Here is a 22,624-nt window from a genome sequence, read left to right on the forward strand (position 1 = left end):
TCCACGCCACCCGTCAGAAAAGACGACTGTTGCAACATGCGGAACAACTGTTGTCATACGTGACGCAGCGCTCACATTATGGGCATAATGGCGTCTTTACCGCGCGCCCTCCTCATGTCGCCCGTCTTTCTAGCACCGCTCATCGTTGCCTGTGCGTTGTTCATGGAAAGCGTCGACGCGAACATCATCGTCACCGCACTGCCTGCGATGGCGAGGGACTTCGGGCACAACCCCGTCACGCTGAACATCGCGATCACGGCCTACGTGGTCGGTCTCGGCGTGTTCATCCCGATCTGCGGCTGGCTCGCCGACCGCTTCAGCGCCCGCTCCGTGTTCCGCACCGCGATCGGCATCTTCGTCGTCGGCTCGCTGATGTGCGCGGCATCCAACTCCCTCGGCGTGCTCACGTTCGCGCGCTTCATCCAGGGCGTCGGCGGCGCGATGATGGTCCCGGTCGGCCGCATCATCATCTTCCGCGCGGTGCCGCGCGCCGATCTCGTGCGCGCGATGAACTACCTCGCGATTCCCGCGCTGTTCGGGCCCACGGTCGGGCCGCTCGTCGGCGGCTTCATCACGACCTACCTGCACTGGCGGATGATCTTCTTCATCAACGTGCCGATCGGCCTTTACGGAATCTACCTCGCGAGCAAGCACATCGCGAACACGCACGAACCCGATCCGGGCCCGCTCGACTGGTTCGGCTTCCTGCTGTCGGCCAGCGGTGCCGCACTGCTGCTGATGGGCCTCACGCTGATCGACGGCTCGCTCACGTCGCGCTCGAACGCGATCATCATGTGCGCGGCCGGCGCCGCGATGCTCGCGCTGTACGTGCCGTACGCGCGCCGCAAGACACGTCCCGTGCTCGACCTCGGTTTCCTGAAGATCCCGACCTACCACGCGAGCGTCGTCGGCGGGTCGCTGTTCCGCATCGGCCTCGGCGCGGTGCCGTTCCTGCTGCCGCTCGCGCTGCAGGAAGGGCTCGGCATGAGCGCGTTCCACTCGGGGCTCATCACGTGCGCGTCCGCGCTCGGCGGCGCGGTCAGCCGCTCGACGGCCACGCATACGCTGCGCCGCTTCGGCTTTCGCACGGTGCTGATCTACAACGCGGCATTCGCGGGCCTCGCGATCGCCGCATACGGTGTGTTCCATCCCGGCATGGCGACCTGGGCGATCTGGCTGATCGTGCTCGTCGGCGGCATCTTCCCCGCGCTGCAGTTCACGAGCCTGAATTCGATGATCTATGCGGACATCTCGCCGCGCGACGCCGGCCGCGCGACGAGCCTCGGCAGCGTCGTGCAGCAGATGTCGCTCGGCCTGGGCGTCACGGTGGCCGGCCTCGTGCTGCACGTGTCGCACTGGCTCCAGGGCCATCAGGCGATGGTGTGGTCGGATTTCTGGCCCGCGTTCCTGGTGGTCGGGCTGTGCTCGTTCGCGTCGATTCCGATCACGCGGCGGCTGCCGCCCGGCGCCGGCGACGAAATCGCGCGCGGCAAGCGGCAGTAAACGGTCGCCGGTCGATTGCGGCGGAAGCGTTTTCGGCGTAATCGATCGTCCGGGTATTACGTCGCTTTTATTTTCCAATTCCGCGATTTATTCAATCGCGCGAAACACACAAACCGCTCGCCGAATCCCCTTGCCGAAATAACATCGGCTCGAAAATCGATCGCGCATCACCGCTTTCGATATCCGCCGGCGCCGCGCCACGCCTGCGCGGCCGCTTGCGCGCCCGGGCGCCCCGATATCGTGCATGCGAACGACTTGATAATCCGAAATCCATTGATCGATAATGGTCGCTCGCATCGGCGCGAACAGAATCCCCCCGCCGGATTGCAGCAGTCGCGATAACCATCCCATCCGCTGTTTCACGTTTCGATCGCTATCTCGCCTCGAAGGAGTCTCCATGACTCGAGAGCTGATTCTGCGCGCGCCGGAAACATTCGCCATCGACTCGCCCGCTGAACCGGATGCGGCCCGGCCGCCGTTGCCGACCCATCTCGCCGTCATTCTCGACGGCAACCGGCGCTGGGCGGAGCGCCTCGGCCTGCCGGCCGCCGACGGCTATCGGGCCGGCGGACGCAACGTGCATGCGCTGCTGTCGTGGTGCGAGGAAGCCGGGATCCCGCTCGTGACGCTGTGGCCGCTGTCCACCGAGAATCTCCAGCGCGACGCCGGGGAATTGCGCGGCCTGCTCGCCGTGATCGCCGACGTCTTCGACGAGCTCGCCGCCAGCGGCCGCTGGCGCCTGCACGTGATCGGCGACCTGACGCAGCTGCCGCCCGCCACGGCCGAGCGCATCGGCGCCGCGCAGCAACGCACGGCCCGCGCGCGCGGGCTCGACGTGAACATCGCGGTCGCCTATAGCGGCCGCCTCGACCTGCTGCACGCAGTCCGCTCGCTGATCGCGGAGCACGTCGCGGCCGGCACCGTCGATCAGTTGCTCGCGCAACTCAGCCCGGAGTCGATCGCGAGCCGGCTGTATACGGCCGGCCAGCCTGAGCCGGACCTCGTGATCCGCACGTCGGGCGAACAGCGCCTGTCGAATTTCATGCTGTGGCAAACCGCTTTCTCCGAGTTCTATTTCACGCCGACGTGCTGGCCCGATTTCGGACGCGACGATTTCGAACAGGCCATCGATGCGTACGGCAAGCGCGCGCGCCGGTTCGGCAAGTAGCCCGGCGCGCTCCTCACGACACCTGTTGTCACCCGCCATCCGCGAGGTACGCCATGTCCACCGTCGAAACCGTTGCCGCCGAAGCCGCGGCGCCCACGCTGGTGCTGCCGCACCTGTTCCACCCGTTCGAAACACCCGTGCATCCCGATGCCGAGCGCGCCGAAGCCGACCTGTACGCGTGGATGAACAGCCACGGATTGCTCGACGATCCGCGCTGGGCGCACGGCATCCGTCACGGCAAGGTCGGCGAATACTGCGCGCGCGTCTATGCGCACTCGTCTTTCGACGGACTGTGCACGACCGCCCGCGCATACGGCTGGATCTTCGCGATCGACGACGGCCTGTGCAGCCTGCACGGTGTCGCGCGCGCCCCGGGCGAGCTCGGGGCGCTCTACTTGTGGCTGTACGAAATGATCGCCGATCCGACCGGCCATGACCCCGCGCCGCTGCGCGCCGCGCTCGCGGCGCGCCTACCGCACCTGGCCGCGTTCCTGCCCGCCCTGCAACGCGCGACGCAGGACATATGCGCGCGTATCGCGGCCGTGTCCACGCGCGTGCAGTACGCCCGCTGGGTGGCGGGGATGATGACGTTCCTGTTCTCGACGCTGTGGGAAGCCGGCCGGTTCGCGACCGACGTCGTGCCCGGCGAGGCCGAATACCTGTCCGGCCGCACGTACAACGGCTGCGGCGAGGGTGCGTTCGCGCTGATCGATATCGCCGCGGGCTACGAAGCGCCGGCCGCGTTCTACGCAGACGAAGCGGTCGAGCGCCTGCGCAGGCTGTCCAACGCGATCCTGTGCCTGTGCAACGATATCTTCTCGTATCCGAAGGAGGCCGGCGAGTCGAGCAGCAATCTCGTGTGCGTGCTGATACACGAACGCGGGCTCTCGCCGCAGGCCGCGCTCGACGCGGCGGCGGACATCCACAACGGCTATCTGGCGCGTTATCTCGATCTGGAAGAAAAGGTGCGCGCGCGCACCGACGATCGTGCGTCGCTGCGCCTGCTCGACGAGGCCAGGACGTACATTCGCGGCAACTACGACTGGCACTTCGGTTCGCCGCGTTACGGCGCGGCGAAACACTACGACCTGTCCCGCGCGCTGCGGCCCGGACAGACGAGCGCCGCGGCATGACCTGTCGCGGGCAATGGAGGAAAAACCGGAAAAACAAAAAAATCAGCGGACATCCACACGGGGCCGGTGCATAGCCGCATGGATGTCCGCTCAGGGCTCCGGGTCTCCCGATGGGGGTTGAGAATCCCGGATTCGCTTCCTGCGTGCCATGGACATATGTGCGTCGGAAGCGGAATCGGTGCGCGCACGTGTCGTCGCGCCATGAACCGCACTATAGGGAAACTTGCGAAACGTATCTGTCAACCATTGTCAGACGCGTTGCAGCCGCACGTCGCGCGCGCGCGCCGCTTTCGCGCTAAAGTGGTTCCCGATCGCCACCCTCGACCGTCCTGCCGATGCTCACGCTTTCGTCCGCCGCCGCCCGCGCCCTGCATCTCGCCGCACAGGGCCTGCTCACGCCACCCCGCCGCAAGGCGACCAAGTCCGACGTGCTCGACACGATCCGCCGGATGGCGCAGTTGCAGATCGACACCATCCACGTGGTCGCGCGCAGCCCGTATCTCGTGCTGTACAGCCGTCTCGGCGATTTCCCGCCGCACTGGCTCGACGAACATCTCGCCGAGGCGCGCCTGTTCGAATACTGGTCGCACGAAGCGTGTTTTCTGCCGATCGAGCAGTTCGGGCTGATGCGCTACAAAATGCTCGACCCGTCGGGAATGGGCTGGAAATACGCGGCCGAATGGCACGAGCAGAATCGTCCCGAGATCGAACGGCTGCTTGCGCGGATTCGCGAAGAAGGCCCGGTGCGGTCGGCCGATTTCGCACGCGAAAACGGCGTGAAGGGCAACGGCTGGTGGGATCGCAAGCCCGAAAAGCGTCATCTGGAAGTGCTGTTCACGACGGGCGACCTGATGGTGTCGGAGCGCCGCAATTTCCAGCGCGTGTACGACGTGCGCGAACGCGTGCTGCCCGACTGGGACGATGCGCGCGACCTGCCGCCGCGCGAGGCCGTGCTGCCCGCGCTGCTCGACTACACGTGCCGCGCGCTCGGCGTCGTGCGCGCGGACTGGGTGGCCGACTACTATCGGCTGCCGCGCCGCTCGTACCGCGCGGAGCTGGAGCGGCTCGCCGAGGCCGGCGACCTGATTCCGGTGCGGATCGACGACTGGAAGGAGCCGGCCTACGTGCATCGCTCGCTCGATGCGCTGCTGCCGGCCGCCGCGGCCGACACGCTGCGCTCGACGGTCACGACGCTGCTGTCGCCGTTCGATCCGGTCGTCTGGGACCGGCGGCGCGCGTCGACGCTGTTCGGGTTCGATTACACGATCGAGTGCTATACGCCCGAGCACAAGCGGCGCTACGGCTATTTCTGCCTGCCCGTGCTGCATCGCGGCCGGCTGGTGGGCCGCGTCGATGCGAAAGCGCATCGCACGCTCGGCACGTTCGAACTGAAGGCCGTGCACGTCGAGCCGGGCGTGCGCTTCGGCGCCGGGCTCGCGGCCGACGTCGCGAAAGCCGTGAAGAAACTCGCGGCGTGGCACGGCACGCCGGAGGTCACGGTCGCCCACGCGCCGCCGGCCCTCGTGCAGGCATTCGCGCGCACCTGAACGCCGCGTGCAGCCGGCGCGTCAAGCCCTGTTCACGCCAATAACGGGCTTGCGTCGACCCTAGCCGAGCATGTGCATGCCGGCGTCGATATAGTGCGTGCCGCCCGTGATCGCCCGTGCGCCGTCGCCGGCAAGAAACGCGCAGAACGCGCCGACGTCGTCGATGTCCAGTGCGTGATGCAGCGGCGCCCGGCGCGCGGTGTCGTCGAGTAGCCGGCCGAAGTCCGGCAGGCCCGACGCCGCGCGGGTCGGCAACACGCCCGGCGAAATCGCGTTGACGCGAATGCCCGCGCCGCCGAGTTCGGCCGCCAGATACCGCACGCTCGCTTCGAGCGCGGCCTTGACCGGCCCCATCACCCCGTAATTCGCGACGACCTGCTCCGCGCCGAGATAGCTCATCGCCATCAGGCTCCCGCCGCGCGTCATCAGCGGCTCGGCGAGCCGCGCCATCCGGATGAACGAATGGCACGAGGTATCCATCGCGAGCGAGAAGCCTTCCGGCGAACTGTCGACCACGCGGCCGTGCAGGTCCGCCTTCGGTGCATACGCGACCGAATGCAGCACGAAGTCGATCTCGCCCCATTGCGCCGCGATCGCGTCGAACACCGCCGCCATCTGGTCCGGCCGCCCGACGTCGAGCGGCATCCGGATCGGCGCGTCGAGTTGCGCGAACAGCGGCTCGACGTGCGGCAGGGTCCTGTCCGACTGCCACGTCACCGCGAGCGTCGCGCCCGCCCGGCAAAACGCGCGCGCGCATCCCCACGCGATGCTTCGTTCGTTCGCGATGCCGACGACGAGCCCGCGCTTGTGTCGCAACGTCATGTCGCTCTCCGTAACGATCCGCGCCGGCCTAGCGCTGCGCCGCGATCCATTGCGCAATGTCCGGCCACACCGTCTTCAGCGTGCGCGTCCCCATGAACAGGCCGATATGGCCGCCCGGCACGAGCCGGCTCTCGATGCGCGACGCGGGCGTGCCGAGACGATCGCGCGCCCCGAACACCTGCTCCGGCGTCGTGATGTCGTCGGCCTCGCCGGCGAGCAGATAGACCGGGCACGCGACATTCTTCAGGTCGAGCGTGCGCCCGAGCGCGACGAACGTGCCCTTCGCGAGCCGGTTCTCCTTGAAGATCTGCACGATCGCCTGCAGGTACCAGCGCCCCGGCAGGTCGATCGGGCTTTCGTACCAGTTCGCGAACACCTCGCGCTTGCGCAGGTATTCGGGATCGTCGAGATGCTCGTACAGGTCGACGTGCTCGGCGAGATAGTGCTGGTCGGGATGCATGTTCTTCCAGCCGCGCAGCATGAAGCGCCCGCGCATCAGCCCGCCGCCCATCGTGACGAGTTCCTCGTAGAACGACGTCGGATACGTGTGCACCATCTGCCTGATCGGGCCGTCGCCCGCGTCGGTGTCGATCGGCGAGCCGGCCAGCACGAGACTCGCGACCTTGTGCGGGAAACGCGCCGCGTACATCGCGGACATCCAGCCGCCCTGACACAGCCCGACGAGATTCACGCGGCCGCCGAGTTCGTCGACGCACACGTTCAGTTCGGCCAGATACTGGTCGATCTCGAGATCCTTCATGTCCTCGGTGGCCGAGCGCCAGTCGGTCAGGTACAGACGCGTCACGCCGTGCTCGCCCAGCGTCTGCATCAGGCTCTGCCCCGGCTGGTAGTCGGCGATCATCGCGCTGTGCCCCGCGTACGGCGCATCGACGATCGTCGGCAGCCCGTGCGCCGGCGCGGCCGAATAGTCGCGAAACGTCATCGTGCGCAGTTCCAGCAACGGCCGGTTCGGCGACGCCAGCGCCGGATGCGCTTCGAAATGGAGCTTCTCCTCTTCCGCAAGGAAGCGGAGATTGCGCGCCGCGATCTCGGCGCCGGCCGCGAACATCGCGTTGGCGGCGGCCATCGGCCAGAAAATCGGCAGCGCGAGAGCGCTGGCGGCAGGGGAAAGCGTGTCGCGTGCTGTCATCGAAGGTCTCACCGGGTCGGATACGGCGTGGAAGGGATCGCGTCGTCCAGCACGCGGCGCGTGTGCCGCGCGATCATCAGATTCTCGTCGGTCGGGATCACGCGCACCGTCACGCGCGACGCGTCGCCCGAAATCACCGGCAGGCCGGCGGCGTTCGCCGCGTCGTCGAGCACGATGCCGAGCCACGCCGCGCGGCTGCAGATCCGTTCGCGCACGCGCGGCGCGTGCTCGCCGATGCCCGCCGTGAACACGAGCGTGTCGAGGCCGCCGAGCACGCCGGCCAGCGCGGCGAGTTCGCGCGCCGCTCGATAGGCGAACAGCTCGACCGCGTGCGCGGCCGACGGTGCGTCGCTCGCGAGCAGCGTGCGCATGTCGCTCGACACGCCGGACACGCCGAGCAAGCCCGATTCGGCATAGATCAGATGCTCGACCTCGTCGGGCGACCGGCCTGCGTGACGCTGCAGGTACAGGATCACGCCGGGGTCCAGCGCGCCCGTGCGCGTGCCCATCGGCAGCCCATCGACGGCCGTGAACCCCATCGTCGTCGCGACGCTGCGGCCGTTCGCGAGCGCACACAGGCTCGCGCCGTTGCCGAGGTGTGCGATCACCGTCCGGTGCCGCCCCCACGATGGATCGAGGGCCGCGAGCGCCGTCGCGATGTACTCGTACGACAGCCCGTGAAACCCGTAGCGCACGATGCCCTGCTCGGTCAGCGCGCGCGGCAGCGCGAACTCCCGTTCGAGCGCCGGCACCGTCGAATGGAACGCGGTGTCGAAACACGCGACCTGCGGGAGGTTCGGCGCGACCGCCGCAACCGCGCGAATCGCGTCGACGTGATGCGGCTGGTGCAGCGGCGCGAGCGGCGAAAGCGACGCGATCGCATCGAGCACGCGCGCATCGATCCGCACCGGCGCGGTGAAATACGGGCCGCCATGCACGACCCGGTGCCCGACGCCGTCGAACGCGGCCTCGCGCCCGACATGAGCCGCGAACCACGCGTGCAGCGCCTCGATCGCGCCTTGATGCCCTGGTTGCGCGACGGGGCTGTCGGCGAGCGTCGTGCCGTGCGCGTCGGCCACGAACAGATGCGGCGTGTCATGCAGGTTCTCGACCTGCCCGTGCAGGCCCGCATCGAGCGAACGATCCTCGCGCGTGTCGTAGACCGAGAACTTGAGGCTCGACGAGCCGGCGTTGAGCACCAGGACGGGATGTCGCATCGCGGCCCCGTCAGTGTGCGTCAACCGCAACCGCCGGCGCGGCCACGGGTGCCGCCGTCGTGCGCGCCGCCGCCGCGACGAGCGCCGCGACCGCGCAGCTCGCCAGGCGCGTGCGTTCGCTGTCGGCGCGACTCGTCAGGATCACCGGCACGCGCGCGCCGAGCACGATGCCGGCCGCATCGGCATTCGCGAGGAACGTCAGTTCCTTCGCGAGCATGTTGCCGGCCTCGAGGTCGGGCACGAGCAGGATGTCCGCATCGCCCGCGACCGCGGAACCGAGATGCTTGAGCCGCGCGGCCTCCGGGCTGATCGCGTTGTCGAGCGCGAGCGGCCCGTCGAGCAGCGCGCCGGTGATCTGGCCGCGCTCGGCCATCTTGCACAGCGCGGCCGCGTCGAGCGTCGACGGCAGCTTCGAGCTGACCGTCTCGACCGCCGACAGGATCGCCACCTTCGGCCGGGCGATGCCGAGCGCATGCGCGAAATCGATCGCGTTCTGCGCGATGTCGGCCTTTTGCTCGAGCGTCGGACGGATATTGACGGCCGCGTCGGTGATGAACAGCGGCTTGTGGTAAGTCGGCACGTCCATGATGAACACGTGGCTCAGGCGCCGCCCGGTGCGCAGCCCCGTATCGGCGCGCACCACTTCCGCCAGCAACTCGTCGGTGTGCAGGCTGCCCTTCATCAGCGCCTGCGCGTCGCCCGCGCGCACCAGTTCGACCGCGCGCGCCGCCGACGCATGGCTGTGCGGCGCATCCACGAGCCGATAGCCGGACAGGTCGATACCCAGCGTCGCGGCGAGCATCGTGATCCGCGCCACCGGGCCGACCAGCACGGGCACGACGATGCCGGCCCGAGCGGCGGCGGCCGCCGCGTGCAGCGATACCTCGTCGCAAGGATGCGCGACCGCGACCGTCACCGGGCGTAATGCGCGGCAACGCGCGATCAGCGCTTCGTATTTCTGATGCGTGCGTACATCGGTCATCGGCTGCCCCTTCGCAAGGATCACGTGAACGGATTCTGGTGCGGGACCGGGCGAAGTCGTTTGATTTCAGTCAATCGTTTCAGGTGAAGTCCCGATAGCATGAAGTCGCACGATGACATCCGGATGGCCGCGACGCCTCCCCCCCTGACATGCACACACGCGAAATCCGCGCGAAGATCGCCAGCACCTCGTCCACGCGCAAGATCACCAAGGCGATGGAGATGATGGCGCGCACCAAGATGGCGAGCGCGCAGCGACGCGCGCGCGAGTTCCGCCCGTACGCGGCGCGCATCGGCGCGATGGCGGAACGCGTGCTGCGCGACCGCCCCGACCACGTATCGGCGCTGATGGCGCGCCGCGATACCGTACGCCGCGTCGGCCTGATCGTCGTCAGCACCGATCGCGGGCTGTGCGGCCCGCTCAATGCGCGATTGCTCGTCGAATGCGTGAATGCGCTCGAACGCTGGGACCGGGCCGGCGTCGCCTGCGAACTGAGCGTGATCGGCGCGCGCGGCCTCGCGCCGCTGCTGCGCCACGGCGCGACCATCGCGGCCCGTGCGGGCGGCCTGGCCGCCGAGCCGCACTTCGAGCAGTTGCTCGGGGCGCTGCTCGTGCCGCTGACCGCGTTCGTCAACGGCGAGCTCGACGAAGTGCACGTCGCGTACAACCGGCTGACGAGCCCGCTCGCGTACGAGCCGCGCATCGACGCGATGCTGCCGATCGCGGGGCTCGACACCGGCGCGCCGACCGACGGCGCGGCCGCGTCCGATTATCTGTACGAGCCCGCGCCCAAACCGGTCGTCGACACGTTGCTGCTGCGCTACGTCGAGGCGACGCTCTATCAGGCCGTCGTCGAAAACTACGCGTGCGAGCAATGCGCGCGGATGTTCAGCATGCAGACCGCGACGGACAACGCCGACCGCGTGTTGCGCGAACTGCGGCACCTGTACCAGAAGACGCGACAGGCGCAGATCACCACCGAGCTGTGCGAAATCGTCGCCGGCGCGGCGGCAGTCTGAAGGAGTACGCATGAAGACGTCGATGCGGCTCGACATCGTGAGCGTGGAAGCGGTGCTGTATGCCGGCGACGCGCATTTCGTCGTCGTCCCGGGGGAAAGTGGAGAACTGGGGATCTACCCGCACCACGCGCCGCTGCTCACGCGGATCCGGCCGGGCGTCGTGATGCTCGTCGATGCGCCGACCGGCGAGCATCGCCGCCTGCTCGTCGCGGGCGGCGTGCTGGAAGTCAGCCGCGAAGGCGTGACGCTGATCGCCGATCACGCGCTGCGCACGCCCGAACTCGACGATCTGCGCGCACGCGAAGCGCGGCATGCGGCCGACGACTGGCGCCGGCGCTACGCGCACGAAAACCGGCGTGCGTTCGATTTCGCGTCGGCCCGCGCGGAACTGATGGATGAAATCCGGCGCTTCTTTGCGATGGCGCTGCGGCAACAGGCGCCGCACGACAAGCCGGGCGGCGCCGGCTAGACGGCGGCTGAGGCGCCGCCCGCTCAGTCGCGCAGCTTGCGAAAACGCGGCGTGCCGTCTTCGAGATTGCCGTTGAACATTGCTTCCGGCCGCACCCAGAGGCCGCGCGCATGCGGCCACAGATGCTCGTAGACGACCACCGATTCCTCGGTTTCGGAATGGCGGGCAACGCCGATGTAGCGGTACAGGCCGCCCTTGTAGTGGCGGTGCGTCGCGAGCTGTTCGGCTTCCTGTTCGGTCATGGTGTGCTTCTCTTCGGCAAGAACGGAAAGCGCGTATTGTATGCGCTGCGCCGCGCGTCAGCGTTTCGTGTAGATATCGGGGCGGCGAATCTCCATCAGCCGCTCGGGGTTCGCGGACGGACCGAAACCGACCGGCCGGTACAGTTCGTGTGCATCGGTCGTCACGAGCATGATGCGGCGCAGGCGCTGCACCCACTCCTGCGCGAATATATGGTCGATCAGCGCGCGGCCGTAGCCGTTGCCGCGTTCGGCCGGCAGCACGAACACGTCGCACAGGTACGCGAACGTCGCATGATCGGTGACGAGCCGCGCGAAACCGACGAACCGGCCGCCGACATACGCGCCGAAGCACAGCGAACCCTCGATGGCCCGCTCGACCACGTCGCGCGGAATGCCCTGCGACCAATATGCATCGCGATGCAGGAAGTCGAAGATCGCGTCGACGTCGAGTTCGCGCTTGTCGGTGGAAAATCTCAGCGTGGCGGAGGTGGCTGCGGGCACGTCGGTTCTCCGGTTCGGGGGCGGAAGGCGGAGCATCGACGATACCGCGCTGTCGGGTGGGGGACAAGGGGTACCAGGGTCCGCCGTGGACGAACAGCCGCACTGCCCACCCTCGATTCGGCGACAATGGGATCCGCCCAATAAACCCGCGACGCTGCTTCATGACCTACCGCCTCATCGCCTTCGACTTCGACGGCACGCTCGCCGATTCGCTCGACAGTTTTCTCGCCGCGCTGTCGGAAGCGTCACGCCTGCACGGCTTTCGTGACGCCACGCCCGAGCTGCGCCCGGCGCTGCGCGGCATGTCGGCGCGCGACATCATCCGCGCGCTCGACGTGCCGATGTGGAAAGTGCCGCGCGTGACGATCGACATGCGCCGCCTGATGCGGCCGCGCGTCGCGAACGTGCAGTTGTTTCCCGGCGTCGACGCAACGTTCGACGCGCTCGCCGCGCGCGGCATCCGCATCGCGATCGCCACGTCGAACACCGAGGAAATCGTGCGCGACCGGCTCGGCCCGCATGCCGGCGCGCGCGTCGACCATTTCGCATGCGGCATTCCGCTGTTCGGCAAGGCGCGCCGGCTGCGCGCGCTCGTTCGCGAGGCCGGTGTGCGCGCCGACGAAGTGCTGTACGTCGGCGACGAAATCCGCGATGCCGACGCGGCACGGCGCGCACGTATCGCGTTCCAGGGCGTCGCGTGGGGTTACACGGCGCCCGACGCGTTGCAGGCGCATTGCGCGATGCCGTTGCTGCCGCGCCTCGATGCGCTGCTCGAGCGCGTATAGCGCTTTCACGCACGCCACGCACCGACGCAGCCCACTCGCGCGACGCCATCACGCCCGTCAAATGCCGATGACACGCACGCGCATCTCATGCATTGCATGCGCCACGCGCACGCAAAAATTGCCGCCACGGCATGCGCATCAGGTACGCGCTACCTGCCTGCGCGCATGCCGACCGAATCGTCTTACCAACCGTTACACAAGCCACAGCACGGTTGCACCTGCTACCCGACCGCTCTCCTAGAATCAGTCGGGCCGGGAAACACTTCGACCGACGCCGCGGCAGAGCGGCGGTCGACTCCGGTCCGGGCGCGCCCGGTCTCTCTCGCACAGCGACGGATCGCACGATCCGTTTTTCAACCAGAGCCCCGATCGAAAGGAGGTCCCCATGAACCGCTTCCCCCACATTTCGCGCGTTGCCTTGTCTGCCGCCGGCCTGCTTCTCGTCGCCGTGACGGCGACCGCGCAAACCGCGCAGCCGGCGCCCGGCGCATCGGCCGCGCCGGCCGCGACCGCGACGCGCATCCACGAAGCCGACCAGACCTTCATCACCGACGGCACGAAGACCGTGTCGACGCAGCACGACGCCGCGCGCATCGCCGATTCGCGCACGTCGGACAGCCAGGTCAAGGCATTCGCGCAACGCGTGTCGACCGACGATGCGAAGATCATCCAGGCGATGCGCGCGGCGAGCCCGCGCGGCGTCGACGTGCCGGCCAACGACCCCGACACGACCGTGCTGAACAGCATCAAGAGCCTGCGCGGCGCCGAGTTCGACAAGGCGTATATCGAACAGGTCGCGCTCGCCGGCCAGCAGAAGGCGATCTCGGCGTTCCAGGCCGAAATCGCGTCGGGCCGCGACACCAAGCTGAAGGAAGTCGCCCGCCAGGCGCTGCCGATCCTGCAGGCGCACTACGCGGACGCGCAAAAGCTCGCGCAGCGTCATCACCTCGCATCGGCGCAGTAACCCCCGCGATGCCGCGCCGCGCCACGTGCGCGGCGCACCGTTTCCGCCGCCGTCGCGCGGCCGCCTCCGCTGCCGGCCGCGCGACGCACGTCAAGCATCAAGCGTCACACGTTACGTCGCCAGCTTCGCCTCGAGCCGTGCCCGCACTTCCGGCCATTCGTCGTCGATGATGCTGAAACGCACCGAGTTGCGCTTGCGGCCATCCGGCATGATCCGTTCGTGACGCACGATGCCCTCCTGTTTCGCACCGAGCCTCAGGATCGCCGCGCGCGATCGCTCGTTCAGTTCGTCCGTCGTGAACTGCACGCGCACGCATTGCAGCGTGTCGAACGCATAAGCCAGCAGCAACCACTTCGCTTCGGTATTCGCACGCGTACGCTGCGCCGATTCGCTCAGCCACGTATGGCCGATCTCGAGCTTGCGGTTCTTGCGATCGATCTTCCAGAAGCGCGTGCTGCCGATCGCGCGGCCCGATGCGCGATCGACGATCACGAACGGCATCACGGTGCCTGCCGCCCGCCCCTGCAACGCCGTATCGATGTAGGCGTCGACCGTCTGCGCACCCGGCACGACCGTGACCTTCAGGTTCCACAACGCGCCGTCGGCCGCGGCGTCCAGCAGCGCCTGCCGATCGGATGCGTCGAGCGGGCGCAGGACGACACGTTCGCCGGTGAGGGTCGGTTGTTCGAGGAAAGACGATGCGTCGGTCATGACGGGATTCCGGAAAATGACGGCGATGGCGGTGAAGCGCCCATCATACGGCGATGCCGCTAGCCGAGGTGTGCGGCGAGCCGGCGGCGGATCGCCTTCGCTTCGCCGCGCAGTGCATCGGCGAACGCGTCGACGAGCAGGTTCTTCGGCCGGTGCTCGGGCACGATCAGGCTGACGCGGTACGGAAACGAACGCGTCAGCGGCCGCACGTGTAGGTCGCGGCCGACGAAATCGAGCGCCGTGAGCGGGTTGACGATCGCGGCCCCGAGCCCTTGCCGCACGAACGCGCATACCGACACGGCCGACGGCGTGTCGACCACCGAGCGCGGCGCGACGCCGAGCTGCGCGAACGCCTCGTCGATCAGGATGCGGTACGGATCGTTCAGTGACAGGCTCACGAACGGACGGTCGGCGAGATCCAGCAGGTCGATCGCGTCCTGCGCGAGCAACGGATGACCGTCGGGCAGCACGCACACCTCGTCGACTTCCAGCAGCGGCGTGAGCACGGTGCCGGCCGGCGCGACATCGTGCTCGGTCAGCCCGAGGTCGTAACGCTGCGCGGTCAACCACTCCTCCAGCACCGGCGACTCCTGCGTCGCGACCGACACGCTGACGCCCGCATGCGCGTCGTGAAAGCGCCGGCACGCACCGGGCAGGATCGCATGCGAGAACGCGGGCAGCGCGATCACCGACAATTGCCCGTCGCGAAACTCGCGCAGGCGCGCGGCCGTCGCCGCGACGCGTTCGAGCCCCACATACGCGAGCCGCACGTCGTCGAACAGCGTGAGTGCGGCCATCGTCGGGCGCAGCCGACCGTGCGCGCGCTCGAACAGCGCAAAGCCGACGACCTGCTCCATCCGCGCGAGCTCGCGGCTGATCGTCGGTTGCGACGTGTACAGCATCTCGGCCGCCCGGGTCGTGCTGCCGGTGACCATCAGCGCGCGGAAAACCTCGATATGACGGTGCGTGAGCATGATCGTATATATCAGAAATGAATCGAGTATCGATATATAGGCATTTTACTGTATAGCCGATCAGGCGCATCATCCGGCTATCCGTTCATTCGATCCGATTCATCCGCCATGTCCCTCGATTCCCGCCAGCTCGCAGCGCTCGCGCAGCAATACGGCACCCCGTTGTGGGTGTACGACGCCGACGTCATCCGCGACCGCATCGCCCAACTGCGCCAGTTCGACGTGATCCGCTATGCGCAGAAGGCGAACTCGAACGTCCATATCCTGAAGCTGATGCGCGAGGAAGGCGCGTGCGTCGACGCCGTGTCGCTCGGCGAGATCGAGCGCAGCCTCGCGGCGGGGTTCAGTCCGGCAGGCGAGCCGGAAGGCGTCGTGTTCACGGCCGACCTGATCGACCGCCCGACGCTCGCGGCGGTGCTCAAGCACGGCGTGACCGTGAACGCCGGTTCGCTCGACATGCTCGCGCGCGTCGGCGAGCACGCGCCCGGCCACCGCGTGTGGCTGCGCGTCAACCCGGGCTTCGGCCACGGCCACAGCAACAAGACCAACACCGGCGGCCCGCAGAGCAAGCACGGCATCTGGATCGACGACGTACCGCGCGCGATCGAGATCGTGCGCCAGTACGGGCTGAAGCTGGTCGGCATCCACATGCACATCGGTTCGGGCGTCGACTACGGCCATCTGTCGCAGGTGTGCGATGCGATGGTCGATCTCGTCACGTCGCTCGGCCACGACATCGACGCGATCTCGGCCGGCGGCGGCCTGTCGATTCCGTATCGCGACGGCGAGCCGCGCGTCGACGTCGGCCACTACTTCAGCCAGTGGGACGCCGCGCGCAAGCGCATTGAACGGCATCTCGGCCACCCGGTGCGCATCGAGATCGAACCGGGCCGCTTTCTCGTCGCGGAAGCCGGCACGCTCGTCACCGAAGTGCAGGCCGTCAACCGTCGGCCGAAGCACGATTTCGTGCTGATCGACGCGGGCTTCAACGATCTGATGCGCCCGTCGATGTACGGCAGCTACCACGCGGTGTCGGTGCACGCGCATGATGGCGCGCTGCCTGCCGGCCGGCCGCTCGTCGACCTCGCGATCGCCGGGCCGCTGTGCGAATCAGGCGACGTGTTCACGCAGGATGCGGGCGGCGTGGTCACGCACCGCAAGCTCGCGCAGCCGCAGATCGGCGACCTGCTGTTCCTGCACGACGCGGGCGCGTACGGCGCGTCGATGTCGTCGAACTACAACAGCCGGCCGCTCGCGCCGGAAGTGCTCGTCGATCGCGGTACGCCGCGGCTGATCCGCCGCCGGCAGACGATCGGTGAATTGCTCGCGCTCGAAACGTTCGAGTAATCCGCGTCCGGCGTGGCGAACGCCCACGGCCAGGCTTGCCGCGACCGGCAGCCTGGCCGTTTTGCGTCGGATCGCCGCCGTCGGCCTCACGATCGCGATCGTGCGCATCGGCGGCAACCGGCTTGCCGCCAGCCACGCACCGGGTGACGTCGGCCCGATGGTCGGCGCGCCGCGGTACCTGCGTCACCCCGCGCGCTGCACGGGCGCCATCTTCGAGAAGTACTTCGCGCCCGCGACGCAGCCCACCACCACGACCGTCACGACGACCATCGACGGCGGCACCGTCTCGTGCAGCAGCCCGGCCGCGAGCAGGAAACCGAAGAACGGCTGCAGCAACTGCAGCTGGCCGACGCCCGCGATGCCGCCGAGCGCGAGCCCGCGATACCAGAACACGAAGCCGATCAACATGCTGAACAGCGACACATACGCGAGCCCCCACAGCGCGGCGGCATCGACGCCGTCGAACGACGCAGGCCAGGTCAGCCACGTGAGCGGCAGCATCAGCGGCAACGACAGCACGAGCGCCCACGAGATCACCTGCCAGCCGCCGAGCTCGCGCGACAGGCGCGCGCCCTCCGCATAACCGAGCCCGCACGCGACGATCGCGGCCAGCATCAGCGCATCGCCGACCACCGATGCCTGCCCGCCGTTGCGCAGCGCAAATGCGGCCACCGCGCCGCTGCCGACGATCGAGAAGATCCAGAACGGCAGCCGCGGCCGTTCGCCGCCGCGCCAGACGCCGAACAGCGCGGTCGCGAGCGGCAGCAGCCCGACGAACACGATCGCATGCGCCGACGTCACGTGCTTCAGCGCAAGCGCGGTCAGCAATGGAAAACCGACCACGACACCGAGCGCGACGATGGCCAGCGACACGGCCTCGGCACGCGACGGCCGCTTCTGCTTCAGCACGACGAGCAGCAGCAGGCCGAGCGCGCCGGCGATCGTCGCGCGGGCGAACGTGAGGAACAGCGGGTCGAGCCCTTGCACCGCGACGCGCGTCGCGGGCAGCGAGCCACTGAAGATGATGACGCCCAGCAGGCCGCTGAGCCATCCGTCGGTCGTTTTCTGCACGGTCGATCCTGATGGGAAAGGGATGACCGATGATCCGCCGCCGGCCAAAACGGCGTAAGCTACAGCCCAATACAATTCAGACAAACTGTACTGGACAAACGACCGTACAGTTCACAGTCCGCCATGAACCTTTCCGCCCCGATTCCCGCCCCGATTCCCGTCCCGATTCCCGTCCCGATTCCCGCTCCGCCCGCGCCGTCGCGCACGCGCGTGGAAACCGTCATGGACACGTTGCGCGCACGGATTGCGAGCCGTGCGCTGATGCCCGGCGCGCGCGTGCCGTCGATCCGGATGATGGCCGACGCGCTCGGCGTGTCGAAATCGACGGTCGTCGATGCGTACGAGCGGCTCGCGAGCGAAGGCGTGCTCGTCGCCCGGCGCGGCTCGGGCTTCTACGTGTCGGGGCACGCCCCGCCGCTCGCGCTCGCGGAGCTCGGCCCGCGCCTCGATCGCGAGCTCGATCCGCTGTGGCTGTCGCGCCAGTCGCTCGAAGCGGCGCCGACGTCGGTGAAGCCCGGCTGCGGATGGTTGCCGTCGTCGTGGCTGCCCGACGAAAGCCTGCGTCGCGCGCTGCGCGCCGTGTCGCGCGACGAATCCGATGCGCTGACCGACTATGCGACGCCGCTCGGCCTGCCTGCGCTGCGCCAGCAACTCGCGTGGCGGCTCGCGCAGCACGGCGTCCACGCAGAACCCGCGCAGATCATGCTGACCGACGGCGGCACGCACGCGCTCGACCTCGTGTGCCGCCTGCTGCTGGAGCCCGGCGATACGGTCGTGCTCGACGATCCGTGCTACTTCAACTTCCAGGCGCTGCTGCGCGCGCACCGCGCACGGATCGTCAGCGTGCCGTTCACGCCGAACGGCCCCGATCTCGTGCGCTTCGAACAGGTGCTCGCCGAGCATCGGCCGCGCCTGTACATCACCAACGCCGCGCTGCACAACCCGACCGGCGCGACGCTCGCGCCGCCCGTCGCGCACCGGCTGCTGACGCTCGCGGCCGAGCACGGGCTGCTGATCGTCGAGGACGACATCTTCGCGGATTTCGAGAGCACGCCCGCGCCGCGCCTCGCGGCGTTCGACGGGCTGTCTCGCGTCGTGTCGATCGGCAGCTTCTCGAAAACGCTGTCGGCCGCGATCCGCTGCGGCTATGTCGCCGCGCGCCCGGAATGGATCGACGCGCTCGTCGACCTGAAGCTCGCGACGTCGTTCGGCAACGCGCAGATCGGCGCGAACGTCGTGCATCGGCTGCTGATCGACGGTACGTACCGGCGCCATCTCGACAGCCTGCGCGCGCGTCTCGCGGATGCGATGGGCGAAACGATCCGGCGTCTCGCACGGGCCGGGCTCGAAATCTGGACCGAGCCGCGCGGCGGGTTGTTCGTGTGGGCGCAATTGCCGGACGGGCTCGATGCCGCGCGCGTCGCACGTCATGCGCTGGACCACGACGTGGTGCTCGCGCCGGGCGACGTGTTCAGCGCGTCGCGCAGCGCGACGTCGTACATGCGCTTCAATGTGTCGCGCTGCAAGGGGCCGGCGGTGTTCGATGCACTGGCGCGCGCGATGGAGGCGGCGCGGGTGGTGGCGCGCGGCGATGTGCCGGCCGGCAATTGACGCAAGCCGGCCGCACGGCGGCGGGAGACCCCGCCGCCCGCGTCACACCTCGCCCGCGTGCGCCCTCGCCCGCACCTCGGCGAACGACGTATCGACGAGCAGACGGCCGGTGTCGAACACCGTCTCGAGCGCGTCGTCCCATTCGCCTTCCAGCGTGCGATCGTCCCACGCAACCGGCAGCGTCACCGTCCGATACTCGCCGGTGCGGCGATTGCGCAGCAGCGTGAGCCGCCCCTTCTTCGAGCGCTTGCCCTGATCGGTGGCCGGGTCCTTCCGGACGTCATGCCATACGTCGCCACGCCGGATCGCCGAGCACTTCATCGCGAAGCGCTGCGTATCGCGGTTCACGCGCTGCAACAACGCGCCGCCCATGCCGAACACCACGTTGCCGGCCGCGTAGCCGGCCTCGTCGAGCGCGACGAGGATCGCTTCGATCGACTGCTCGTCGACCCCATCGCCCTGGATCACGCGCACGCGGTTCAGCACGCGCCGCCCTTTGCCGTTCACCGTCGAGCCGAACGACGCGTCGAGCGCACGCACCGTTTGCAGCACGATCGTCACCGGGTCGCCGGAATCGGGACGCACGACGAGCGTCGCGCCCGAATCGATCACCGCCTGGCGCAGCGGGCCGCCCCACATCTCCAGCGCGGCGAACAGATCGTAGGAGTCCGACACGACCGATACGATCGCGCCCGGCAAACCGAAGCGGGCGATCATGTTGCGGTACGCATCGGCCTCGCCTTCGCGCCCCCACGACGTGATCGTGCTGTGCTCGGCCGCCGGCACCGAGTACGCGGCCATCGGCTCGCGATAGAAGCGGTTCGCGGCCAGCACGCCGAGCACCGTGTCCGAACCCATGAAGCTCACGAGGTGCGCGGCGCCGCCGATCGCGGCCGATTCCGCGCTGGACACGCCGCGCGCGCCGAAGTCGTGCAGCTTGAACGGCAGTTGCGCGAGATCGTCGTCGGTCTTGTCGAGGAAGCGGCGAATCGTCTGCCGCAGGTGCCAGCTGCGGGTCGCCACCGTCACCGGATACCAGACGCGCAACAGCATCGTCTCGAGATACGACGCGAGCCAGAACACCTGCGGATCGTCGCATTCAACCGTCATCAGCACGTTGTGCACCGGCACGATCGACCCCTCCGGCACCGCGCGGATCTTCACCGGCAGGTAGCCGTCGTAGCGTTCGACGATATGGCGCCATCCGGCTTCGTTGAACGGCTCGCCGTGCACGGTGAAGAAATCGCGCGCCTCGTCGATCATCGCGTGCGTAACGGGCTTGCACAGATACTCCTTCAGCAGCATCTGCAGGCCGAAGAACAGCGTGCGGTCGTAGCGGCCGCCGCGCGATTCGACGTACGAGAACATCGCCGATGCATCCGGCGGATATTGCAGGAAGTGGGAAGCCTTGTACGAATCCGTGTTGAGAATCGGATTGGCGAGAACCGCGGCAAAGCCGCCGGGAACGTTTTGCATGGCTAGAGCTCCTCTAGGCCGTTGAAGTGCCGCCGCGTCTGTCGCGGCGGACCGGATGCGGGGAATCAGCGCGTCACAGCTTCCCCAGGAAGTGATACGCGATGTCGAAGTGATCCTCGAACATCACGTTGCGCATCTGCGCGAATTCGTTGAGCGGGACCCAGCGCGCCTTGTCGGCGTCGTCGCTGCCCTTCACGCGCGGCAGCTCGCCGGTCGGAAAGTTGAACAGGCACGCATGCGTGATCGTGCGGCCGCGCAGCGAGCGCGTCGGGTGATCGAACACCTGGCGATCCTTGATCGAGCCGCGCAGCACCGGCTCCGGCAGCTTGAGCCCGGTTTCCTCGCGCAATTCGCGGATGCAGGCCGCATCGAGCCGTTCGTCCTGGTTCACGAATCCGCCCGGCAGCGCCCACAGGCCGCGGCCCGGTTCGCTGCGGCGGCGCACGAGCAGGATATGCCCCGAGTGCACGACCACCGCGTCGACCGTCACGAACGTGACGGGATACGGCGCGGCCGCCCACGCCTTGCGATACGCGGCGATGAATTCGGCTTCCGACTTCAGTTGCGCGAATTCCGGCTGCGTGCGGAACCGCTCGAGCCAGCCGAACACGGGTTCCGGCACGGCCCACTGCACGAAGCTGTTGGTTCGTTCGGCGAAATACTGGTCGCGGATTTCGGTCGCGGAAATGTCTTCCGTCGCGTCGACGTCGACGAGCTCCCATTGCGGGAACATCCGCAGGTAGTACGACGTGGCGTCCTTCTCGTGGCCGATCAGCCCGACCTTGCGCTGCGCGACGTCGCCGAGCGCGGAGGCAACCGCGTCCTGCACCCAGCGCACCCAGTCGCCGTCGTTGTAGGTCGAATCCTGCAGCGGCGCGATCGTCACGCGGTCGCGCTCGGACGCGTCGAGCAGCGAAGCCAGCATCTGCCGGCGCTCGTCGAACGAGAACGGATCCTTGATGGTGCGGGGCTTGTCGGTCGACCCGATCAGCACGCACACGCGCTCGGCCCGGCTCAGTGCCGACTTCAGCACGTTCAGGTGACCACGATGCGGAGGCTGGAAACGACCAATGAAAACGAGCGCGTCGAAGCGCCGGTTCTGTTGCGTACTCATGAGGCTCCCTCAAGAGATTGAAACGCTCCGGGTCTGTCCCGAAGGGTTGAAACGAATCCTAGGGGAAATCCCGAGGTACGTCAATCGAGCAGGGTCGAGCCCGCACTCGACTTGACGAAGTCTGACGAAACACCGTTTATTGGCGCGTTACACTCGATTTCATCCCAATCCGCAACCTGGCGCCCGCCCTCATGAGGATCTCAGTCAGCCGGACCGTCGACGTCGATCGCAGGCGCCTCTTCACGTGGTCGCAGGACTACGGCCGGCGGCTCGTGTGGGACAACTTCCTCATCGATGCGTATCTGCCCGACGGAACGACCGCCGACGTCGGCGTCGACGCGTTCTGCCGCAGCCGGTCGGGCGCGACGATGGTGTCGCGCTACATCTCGTACCGTCCGCCGCAGGTCGCCGCCGTCGAAATGGTCGAAGGACCGAAGGTGCTCGAACGCTTCAGCGGCAGCTGGAACTTCACCGAGCACACGCCCGGGTCGACCGAGGTGAAATTCACGTACCACTTCCGGGCGCAGCCGTCGTGGCTGCGCTGGCTGCTGGAGCCGCTGATCGGCGCGTTCTATCTCGTGCACACGCGCCGGCGTCTCGATTCGTTCAAGCGCTGGGCCGAAGCCGAAGCGCTGCCGCGCTGATCGGCGCCGCCGCCGCGCGCCCGCGCCCGCGCCCGCGCCCGCGCCCGCGCCCGCGCCATCAGACATTTGCCAGATTCGACGAAGCCGGGGAAACTACGGGCCACCGTCATCCCGCGTCATGCCCTGACCGAGAGAACAGGGCGCTCACTGTAACGACATCGACACAAACACAAT

The 22,624-nt window shown here is 68.1% G+C and carries 22 protein-coding genes and 1 pseudogene; 11 read left to right on the forward strand and 12 right to left on the reverse strand.

Features of this window, described 5'->3' with window-relative positions; translation table 11 throughout:
* Nucleotides 1–114 precede the first annotated feature (114 nt).
* A complete protein-coding gene (locus tag KPB06_RS30620) occupies nucleotides 115–1,503 on the forward strand; it encodes an MFS transporter (RefSeq protein ID WP_059584688.1) in 1,389 nt (462 codons plus the stop codon).
* Between the two features lie 87 nt (nucleotides 1,504–1,590).
* Here the strand turns inward: KPB06_RS30620 and KPB06_RS30625 are convergent, their stop codons facing one another.
* Complete coding sequence (locus KPB06_RS30625) at nucleotides 1,591–1,866, reverse strand: hypothetical protein (protein ID WP_144029755.1); 276 nt, start codon at nucleotides 1,864–1,866, stop codon at nucleotides 1,591–1,593.
* 34 nt (nucleotides 1,867–1,900) lie between these two features.
* On the opposite strand from KPB06_RS30625, the gene uppS reads away from it, so the two are divergent.
* The 3 genes from uppS (at nucleotide 1,901) to KPB06_RS30640 (ending at nucleotide 5,351) form a co-directional block, all read left to right on the forward strand.
* Nucleotides 1,901–2,671: a polyprenyl diphosphate synthase gene (gene uppS, locus KPB06_RS30630; protein WP_059584686.1), complete on the forward strand. Its 771-nt coding sequence runs from the start codon at nucleotides 1,901–1,903 to the stop codon at nucleotides 2,669–2,671.
* 53 nt (nucleotides 2,672–2,724) lie between these two features.
* On the forward strand, nucleotides 2,725–3,804 hold the full coding sequence (locus tag KPB06_RS30635) for a terpene synthase family protein (protein WP_104012629.1): 1,080 nt from the start codon (nucleotides 2,725–2,727) through the stop codon (nucleotides 3,802–3,804).
* Between the two features lie 335 nt (nucleotides 3,805–4,139).
* Nucleotides 4,140–5,351 (forward strand): winged helix-turn-helix domain-containing protein, encoded by a 1,212-nt coding sequence (locus KPB06_RS30640; RefSeq protein WP_059584682.1) that lies wholly within the window; start codon nucleotides 4,140–4,142, stop codon nucleotides 5,349–5,351.
* 60 nt (nucleotides 5,352–5,411) lie between these two features.
* On the opposite strand, the gene fabI is transcribed toward KPB06_RS30640, so the two are convergent.
* The 4 genes and pseudogenes from fabI to KPB06_RS30660 all read right to left on the reverse strand — a co-directional run.
* Entirely contained in the window at nucleotides 5,412–6,173 is a 762-nt protein-coding gene (gene fabI / locus KPB06_RS30645) for an enoyl-ACP reductase FabI (protein WP_275905750.1), read from the reverse strand.
* Nucleotides 6,174–6,201: 28 nt separating this feature from the next.
* Complete coding sequence (locus KPB06_RS30650; protein WP_104012627.1) at nucleotides 6,202–7,323, reverse strand: alpha/beta fold hydrolase; 1,122 nt, start codon at nucleotides 7,321–7,323, stop codon at nucleotides 6,202–6,204.
* A gap of 8 nt (nucleotides 7,324–7,331) precedes the next feature.
* Nucleotides 7,332–8,540: an acetate/propionate family kinase gene (locus tag KPB06_RS30655; RefSeq protein WP_059584677.1), complete on the reverse strand. Its 1,209-nt coding sequence runs from the start codon at nucleotides 8,538–8,540 to the stop codon at nucleotides 7,332–7,334.
* A gap of 10 nt (nucleotides 8,541–8,550) precedes the next feature.
* Nucleotides 8,551–9,549: pseudogene (locus KPB06_RS30660) on the reverse strand (phosphate acetyltransferase); the annotation flags it as partial.
* A gap of 122 nt (nucleotides 9,550–9,671) precedes the next feature.
* On the opposite strand from KPB06_RS30660, the gene atpG reads away from it, so the two are divergent.
* Nucleotides 9,672–10,541, forward strand: a complete 870-nt coding sequence (gene atpG / locus KPB06_RS30665) for an ATP synthase F1 subunit gamma (RefSeq protein ID WP_059584676.1) — start codon at nucleotides 9,672–9,674, stop codon at nucleotides 10,539–10,541.
* 10 nt (nucleotides 10,542–10,551) lie between these two features.
* The gene (gene atpC / locus KPB06_RS30670; protein WP_059584674.1) at nucleotides 10,552–11,010 is read left to right on the forward strand and encodes an ATP synthase F1 subunit epsilon; all 459 of its coding nucleotides are present in this window, start codon (nucleotides 10,552–10,554) and stop codon (nucleotides 11,008–11,010) included.
* Between the two features lie 23 nt (nucleotides 11,011–11,033).
* On the opposite strand, the gene KPB06_RS30675 is transcribed toward atpC, so the two are convergent.
* Nucleotides 11,034–11,252, reverse strand: a complete 219-nt coding sequence (locus KPB06_RS30675; protein ID WP_006480837.1) for a DUF1653 domain-containing protein — start codon at nucleotides 11,250–11,252, stop codon at nucleotides 11,034–11,036.
* 57 nt (nucleotides 11,253–11,309) lie between these two features.
* Nucleotides 11,310–11,753, reverse strand: coding sequence for a GNAT family N-acetyltransferase (locus tag KPB06_RS30680; protein ID WP_059585105.1), 444 nt, complete (start codon nucleotides 11,751–11,753; stop codon nucleotides 11,310–11,312).
* Nucleotides 11,754–11,914: 161 nt separating this feature from the next.
* Between KPB06_RS30680 and KPB06_RS30685 the strand changes: the two genes are divergently transcribed.
* A complete protein-coding gene (locus KPB06_RS30685) occupies nucleotides 11,915–12,538 on the forward strand; it encodes an HAD hydrolase-like protein (RefSeq protein ID WP_275905749.1) in 624 nt (207 codons plus the stop codon).
* A gap of 385 nt (nucleotides 12,539–12,923) precedes the next feature.
* Complete coding sequence (locus KPB06_RS30690; RefSeq protein ID WP_059584671.1) at nucleotides 12,924–13,502, forward strand: DUF4142 domain-containing protein; 579 nt, start codon at nucleotides 12,924–12,926, stop codon at nucleotides 13,500–13,502.
* Between the two features lie 111 nt (nucleotides 13,503–13,613).
* Here the strand turns inward: KPB06_RS30690 and KPB06_RS30695 are convergent, their stop codons facing one another.
* On the reverse strand, nucleotides 13,614–14,213 hold the full coding sequence (locus tag KPB06_RS30695) for a GNAT family N-acetyltransferase (protein WP_275905748.1): 600 nt from the start codon (nucleotides 14,211–14,213) through the stop codon (nucleotides 13,614–13,616).
* A 59-nt stretch (nucleotides 14,214–14,272) separates the two neighbouring features.
* A complete protein-coding gene (locus KPB06_RS30700) occupies nucleotides 14,273–15,187 on the reverse strand; it encodes a LysR family transcriptional regulator (RefSeq protein ID WP_059639790.1) in 915 nt (304 codons plus the stop codon).
* Between the two features lie 108 nt (nucleotides 15,188–15,295).
* Between KPB06_RS30700 and lysA the strand changes: the two genes are divergently transcribed.
* Complete coding sequence (gene lysA, locus KPB06_RS30705; protein ID WP_124657759.1) at nucleotides 15,296–16,534, forward strand: diaminopimelate decarboxylase; 1,239 nt, start codon at nucleotides 15,296–15,298, stop codon at nucleotides 16,532–16,534.
* Between the two features lie 183 nt (nucleotides 16,535–16,717).
* On the opposite strand, the gene KPB06_RS30710 is transcribed toward lysA, so the two are convergent.
* On the reverse strand, nucleotides 16,718–17,605 hold the full coding sequence (locus tag KPB06_RS30710) for a DMT family transporter (RefSeq protein WP_059639792.1): 888 nt from the start codon (nucleotides 17,603–17,605) through the stop codon (nucleotides 16,718–16,720).
* A 123-nt stretch (nucleotides 17,606–17,728) separates the two neighbouring features.
* On the opposite strand from KPB06_RS30710, the gene KPB06_RS30715 reads away from it, so the two are divergent.
* Nucleotides 17,729–19,216, forward strand: coding sequence for an aminotransferase-like domain-containing protein (locus KPB06_RS30715; protein WP_275905746.1), 1,488 nt, complete (start codon nucleotides 17,729–17,731; stop codon nucleotides 19,214–19,216).
* A 42-nt stretch (nucleotides 19,217–19,258) separates the two neighbouring features.
* Here the strand turns inward: KPB06_RS30715 and KPB06_RS30720 are convergent, their stop codons facing one another.
* Together KPB06_RS30720 and KPB06_RS30725 are read right to left on the reverse strand one after the other, a co-directional pair.
* Entirely contained in the window at nucleotides 19,259–20,692 is a 1,434-nt protein-coding gene (locus KPB06_RS30720) for a nicotinate phosphoribosyltransferase (protein ID WP_124859861.1), read from the reverse strand.
* Nucleotides 20,693–20,765: 73 nt separating this feature from the next.
* Nucleotides 20,766–21,806: a bifunctional nicotinamide-nucleotide adenylyltransferase/Nudix hydroxylase gene (locus KPB06_RS30725; RefSeq protein WP_027789549.1), complete on the reverse strand. Its 1,041-nt coding sequence runs from the start codon at nucleotides 21,804–21,806 to the stop codon at nucleotides 20,766–20,768.
* Nucleotides 21,807–21,997: 191 nt separating this feature from the next.
* Here KPB06_RS30725 and KPB06_RS30730 point away from each other — a divergent pair, with 191 nt between their 5' ends.
* Nucleotides 21,998–22,450, forward strand: a complete 453-nt coding sequence (locus KPB06_RS30730; protein ID WP_099317691.1) for an SRPBCC family protein — start codon at nucleotides 21,998–22,000, stop codon at nucleotides 22,448–22,450.
* Nucleotides 22,451–22,624 lie beyond the last annotated feature (174 nt).

It is taken from the genome of Burkholderia semiarida (genome assembly GCF_029268935.1).
GTDB classification, from domain to species: Bacteria; Pseudomonadota; Gammaproteobacteria; order Burkholderiales; family Burkholderiaceae; genus Burkholderia; species Burkholderia semiarida.

Bases quoted from the DNA above. Each gene is read 5' to 3' on its own strand.
- KPB06_RS30620 (WP_059584688.1), top strand. From the start codon at position 115: ATGTCGCCCGTCTTTCTAGCACCGCTCATCGTTGCCTGTGCGTTGTTC.
- uppS (WP_059584686.1), top strand. From the start codon at position 1,901: ATGACTCGAGAGCTGATTCTGCGCGCGCCGGAAACATTCGCCATCGAC.
- KPB06_RS30635 (WP_104012629.1), top strand. From the start codon at position 2,725: ATGTCCACCGTCGAAACCGTTGCCGCCGAAGCCGCGGCGCCCACGCTG.
- KPB06_RS30640 (WP_059584682.1), top strand. From the start codon at position 4,140: ATGCTCACGCTTTCGTCCGCCGCCGCCCGCGCCCTGCATCTCGCCGCA.
- fabI (WP_275905750.1), bottom strand. From the start codon at position 6,173: ATGACGTTGCGACACAAGCGCGGGCTCGTCGTCGGCATCGCGAACGAA.
- KPB06_RS30650 (WP_104012627.1), bottom strand. From the start codon at position 7,323: ATGACAGCACGCGACACGCTTTCCCCTGCCGCCAGCGCTCTCGCGCTG.
- KPB06_RS30655 (WP_059584677.1), bottom strand. From the start codon at position 8,540: ATGCGACATCCCGTCCTGGTGCTCAACGCCGGCTCGTCGAGCCTCAAG.
- atpG (WP_059584676.1), top strand. From the start codon at position 9,672: ATGCACACACGCGAAATCCGCGCGAAGATCGCCAGCACCTCGTCCACG.
- atpC (WP_059584674.1), top strand. From the start codon at position 10,552: ATGAAGACGTCGATGCGGCTCGACATCGTGAGCGTGGAAGCGGTGCTG.
- KPB06_RS30675 (WP_006480837.1), bottom strand. From the start codon at position 11,252: ATGACCGAACAGGAAGCCGAACAGCTCGCGACGCACCGCCACTACAAG.
- KPB06_RS30685 (WP_275905749.1), top strand. From the start codon at position 11,915: ATGACCTACCGCCTCATCGCCTTCGACTTCGACGGCACGCTCGCCGAT.
- KPB06_RS30690 (WP_059584671.1), top strand. From the start codon at position 12,924: ATGAACCGCTTCCCCCACATTTCGCGCGTTGCCTTGTCTGCCGCCGGC.
- KPB06_RS30695 (WP_275905748.1), bottom strand. From the start codon at position 14,213: ATGACCGACGCATCGTCTTTCCTCGAACAACCGACCCTCACCGGCGAA.
- KPB06_RS30700 (WP_059639790.1), bottom strand. From the start codon at position 15,187: ATGCTCACGCACCGTCATATCGAGGTTTTCCGCGCGCTGATGGTCACC.
- lysA (WP_124657759.1), top strand. From the start codon at position 15,296: ATGTCCCTCGATTCCCGCCAGCTCGCAGCGCTCGCGCAGCAATACGGC.
- KPB06_RS30715 (WP_275905746.1), top strand. From the start codon at position 17,729: ATGAACCTTTCCGCCCCGATTCCCGCCCCGATTCCCGTCCCGATTCCC.
- KPB06_RS30720 (WP_124859861.1), bottom strand. From the start codon at position 20,692: ATGCAAAACGTTCCCGGCGGCTTTGCCGCGGTTCTCGCCAATCCGATT.
- KPB06_RS30725 (WP_027789549.1), bottom strand. From the start codon at position 21,806: ATGAGTACGCAACAGAACCGGCGCTTCGACGCGCTCGTTTTCATTGGT.
- KPB06_RS30730 (WP_099317691.1), top strand. From the start codon at position 21,998: ATGAGGATCTCAGTCAGCCGGACCGTCGACGTCGATCGCAGGCGCCTC.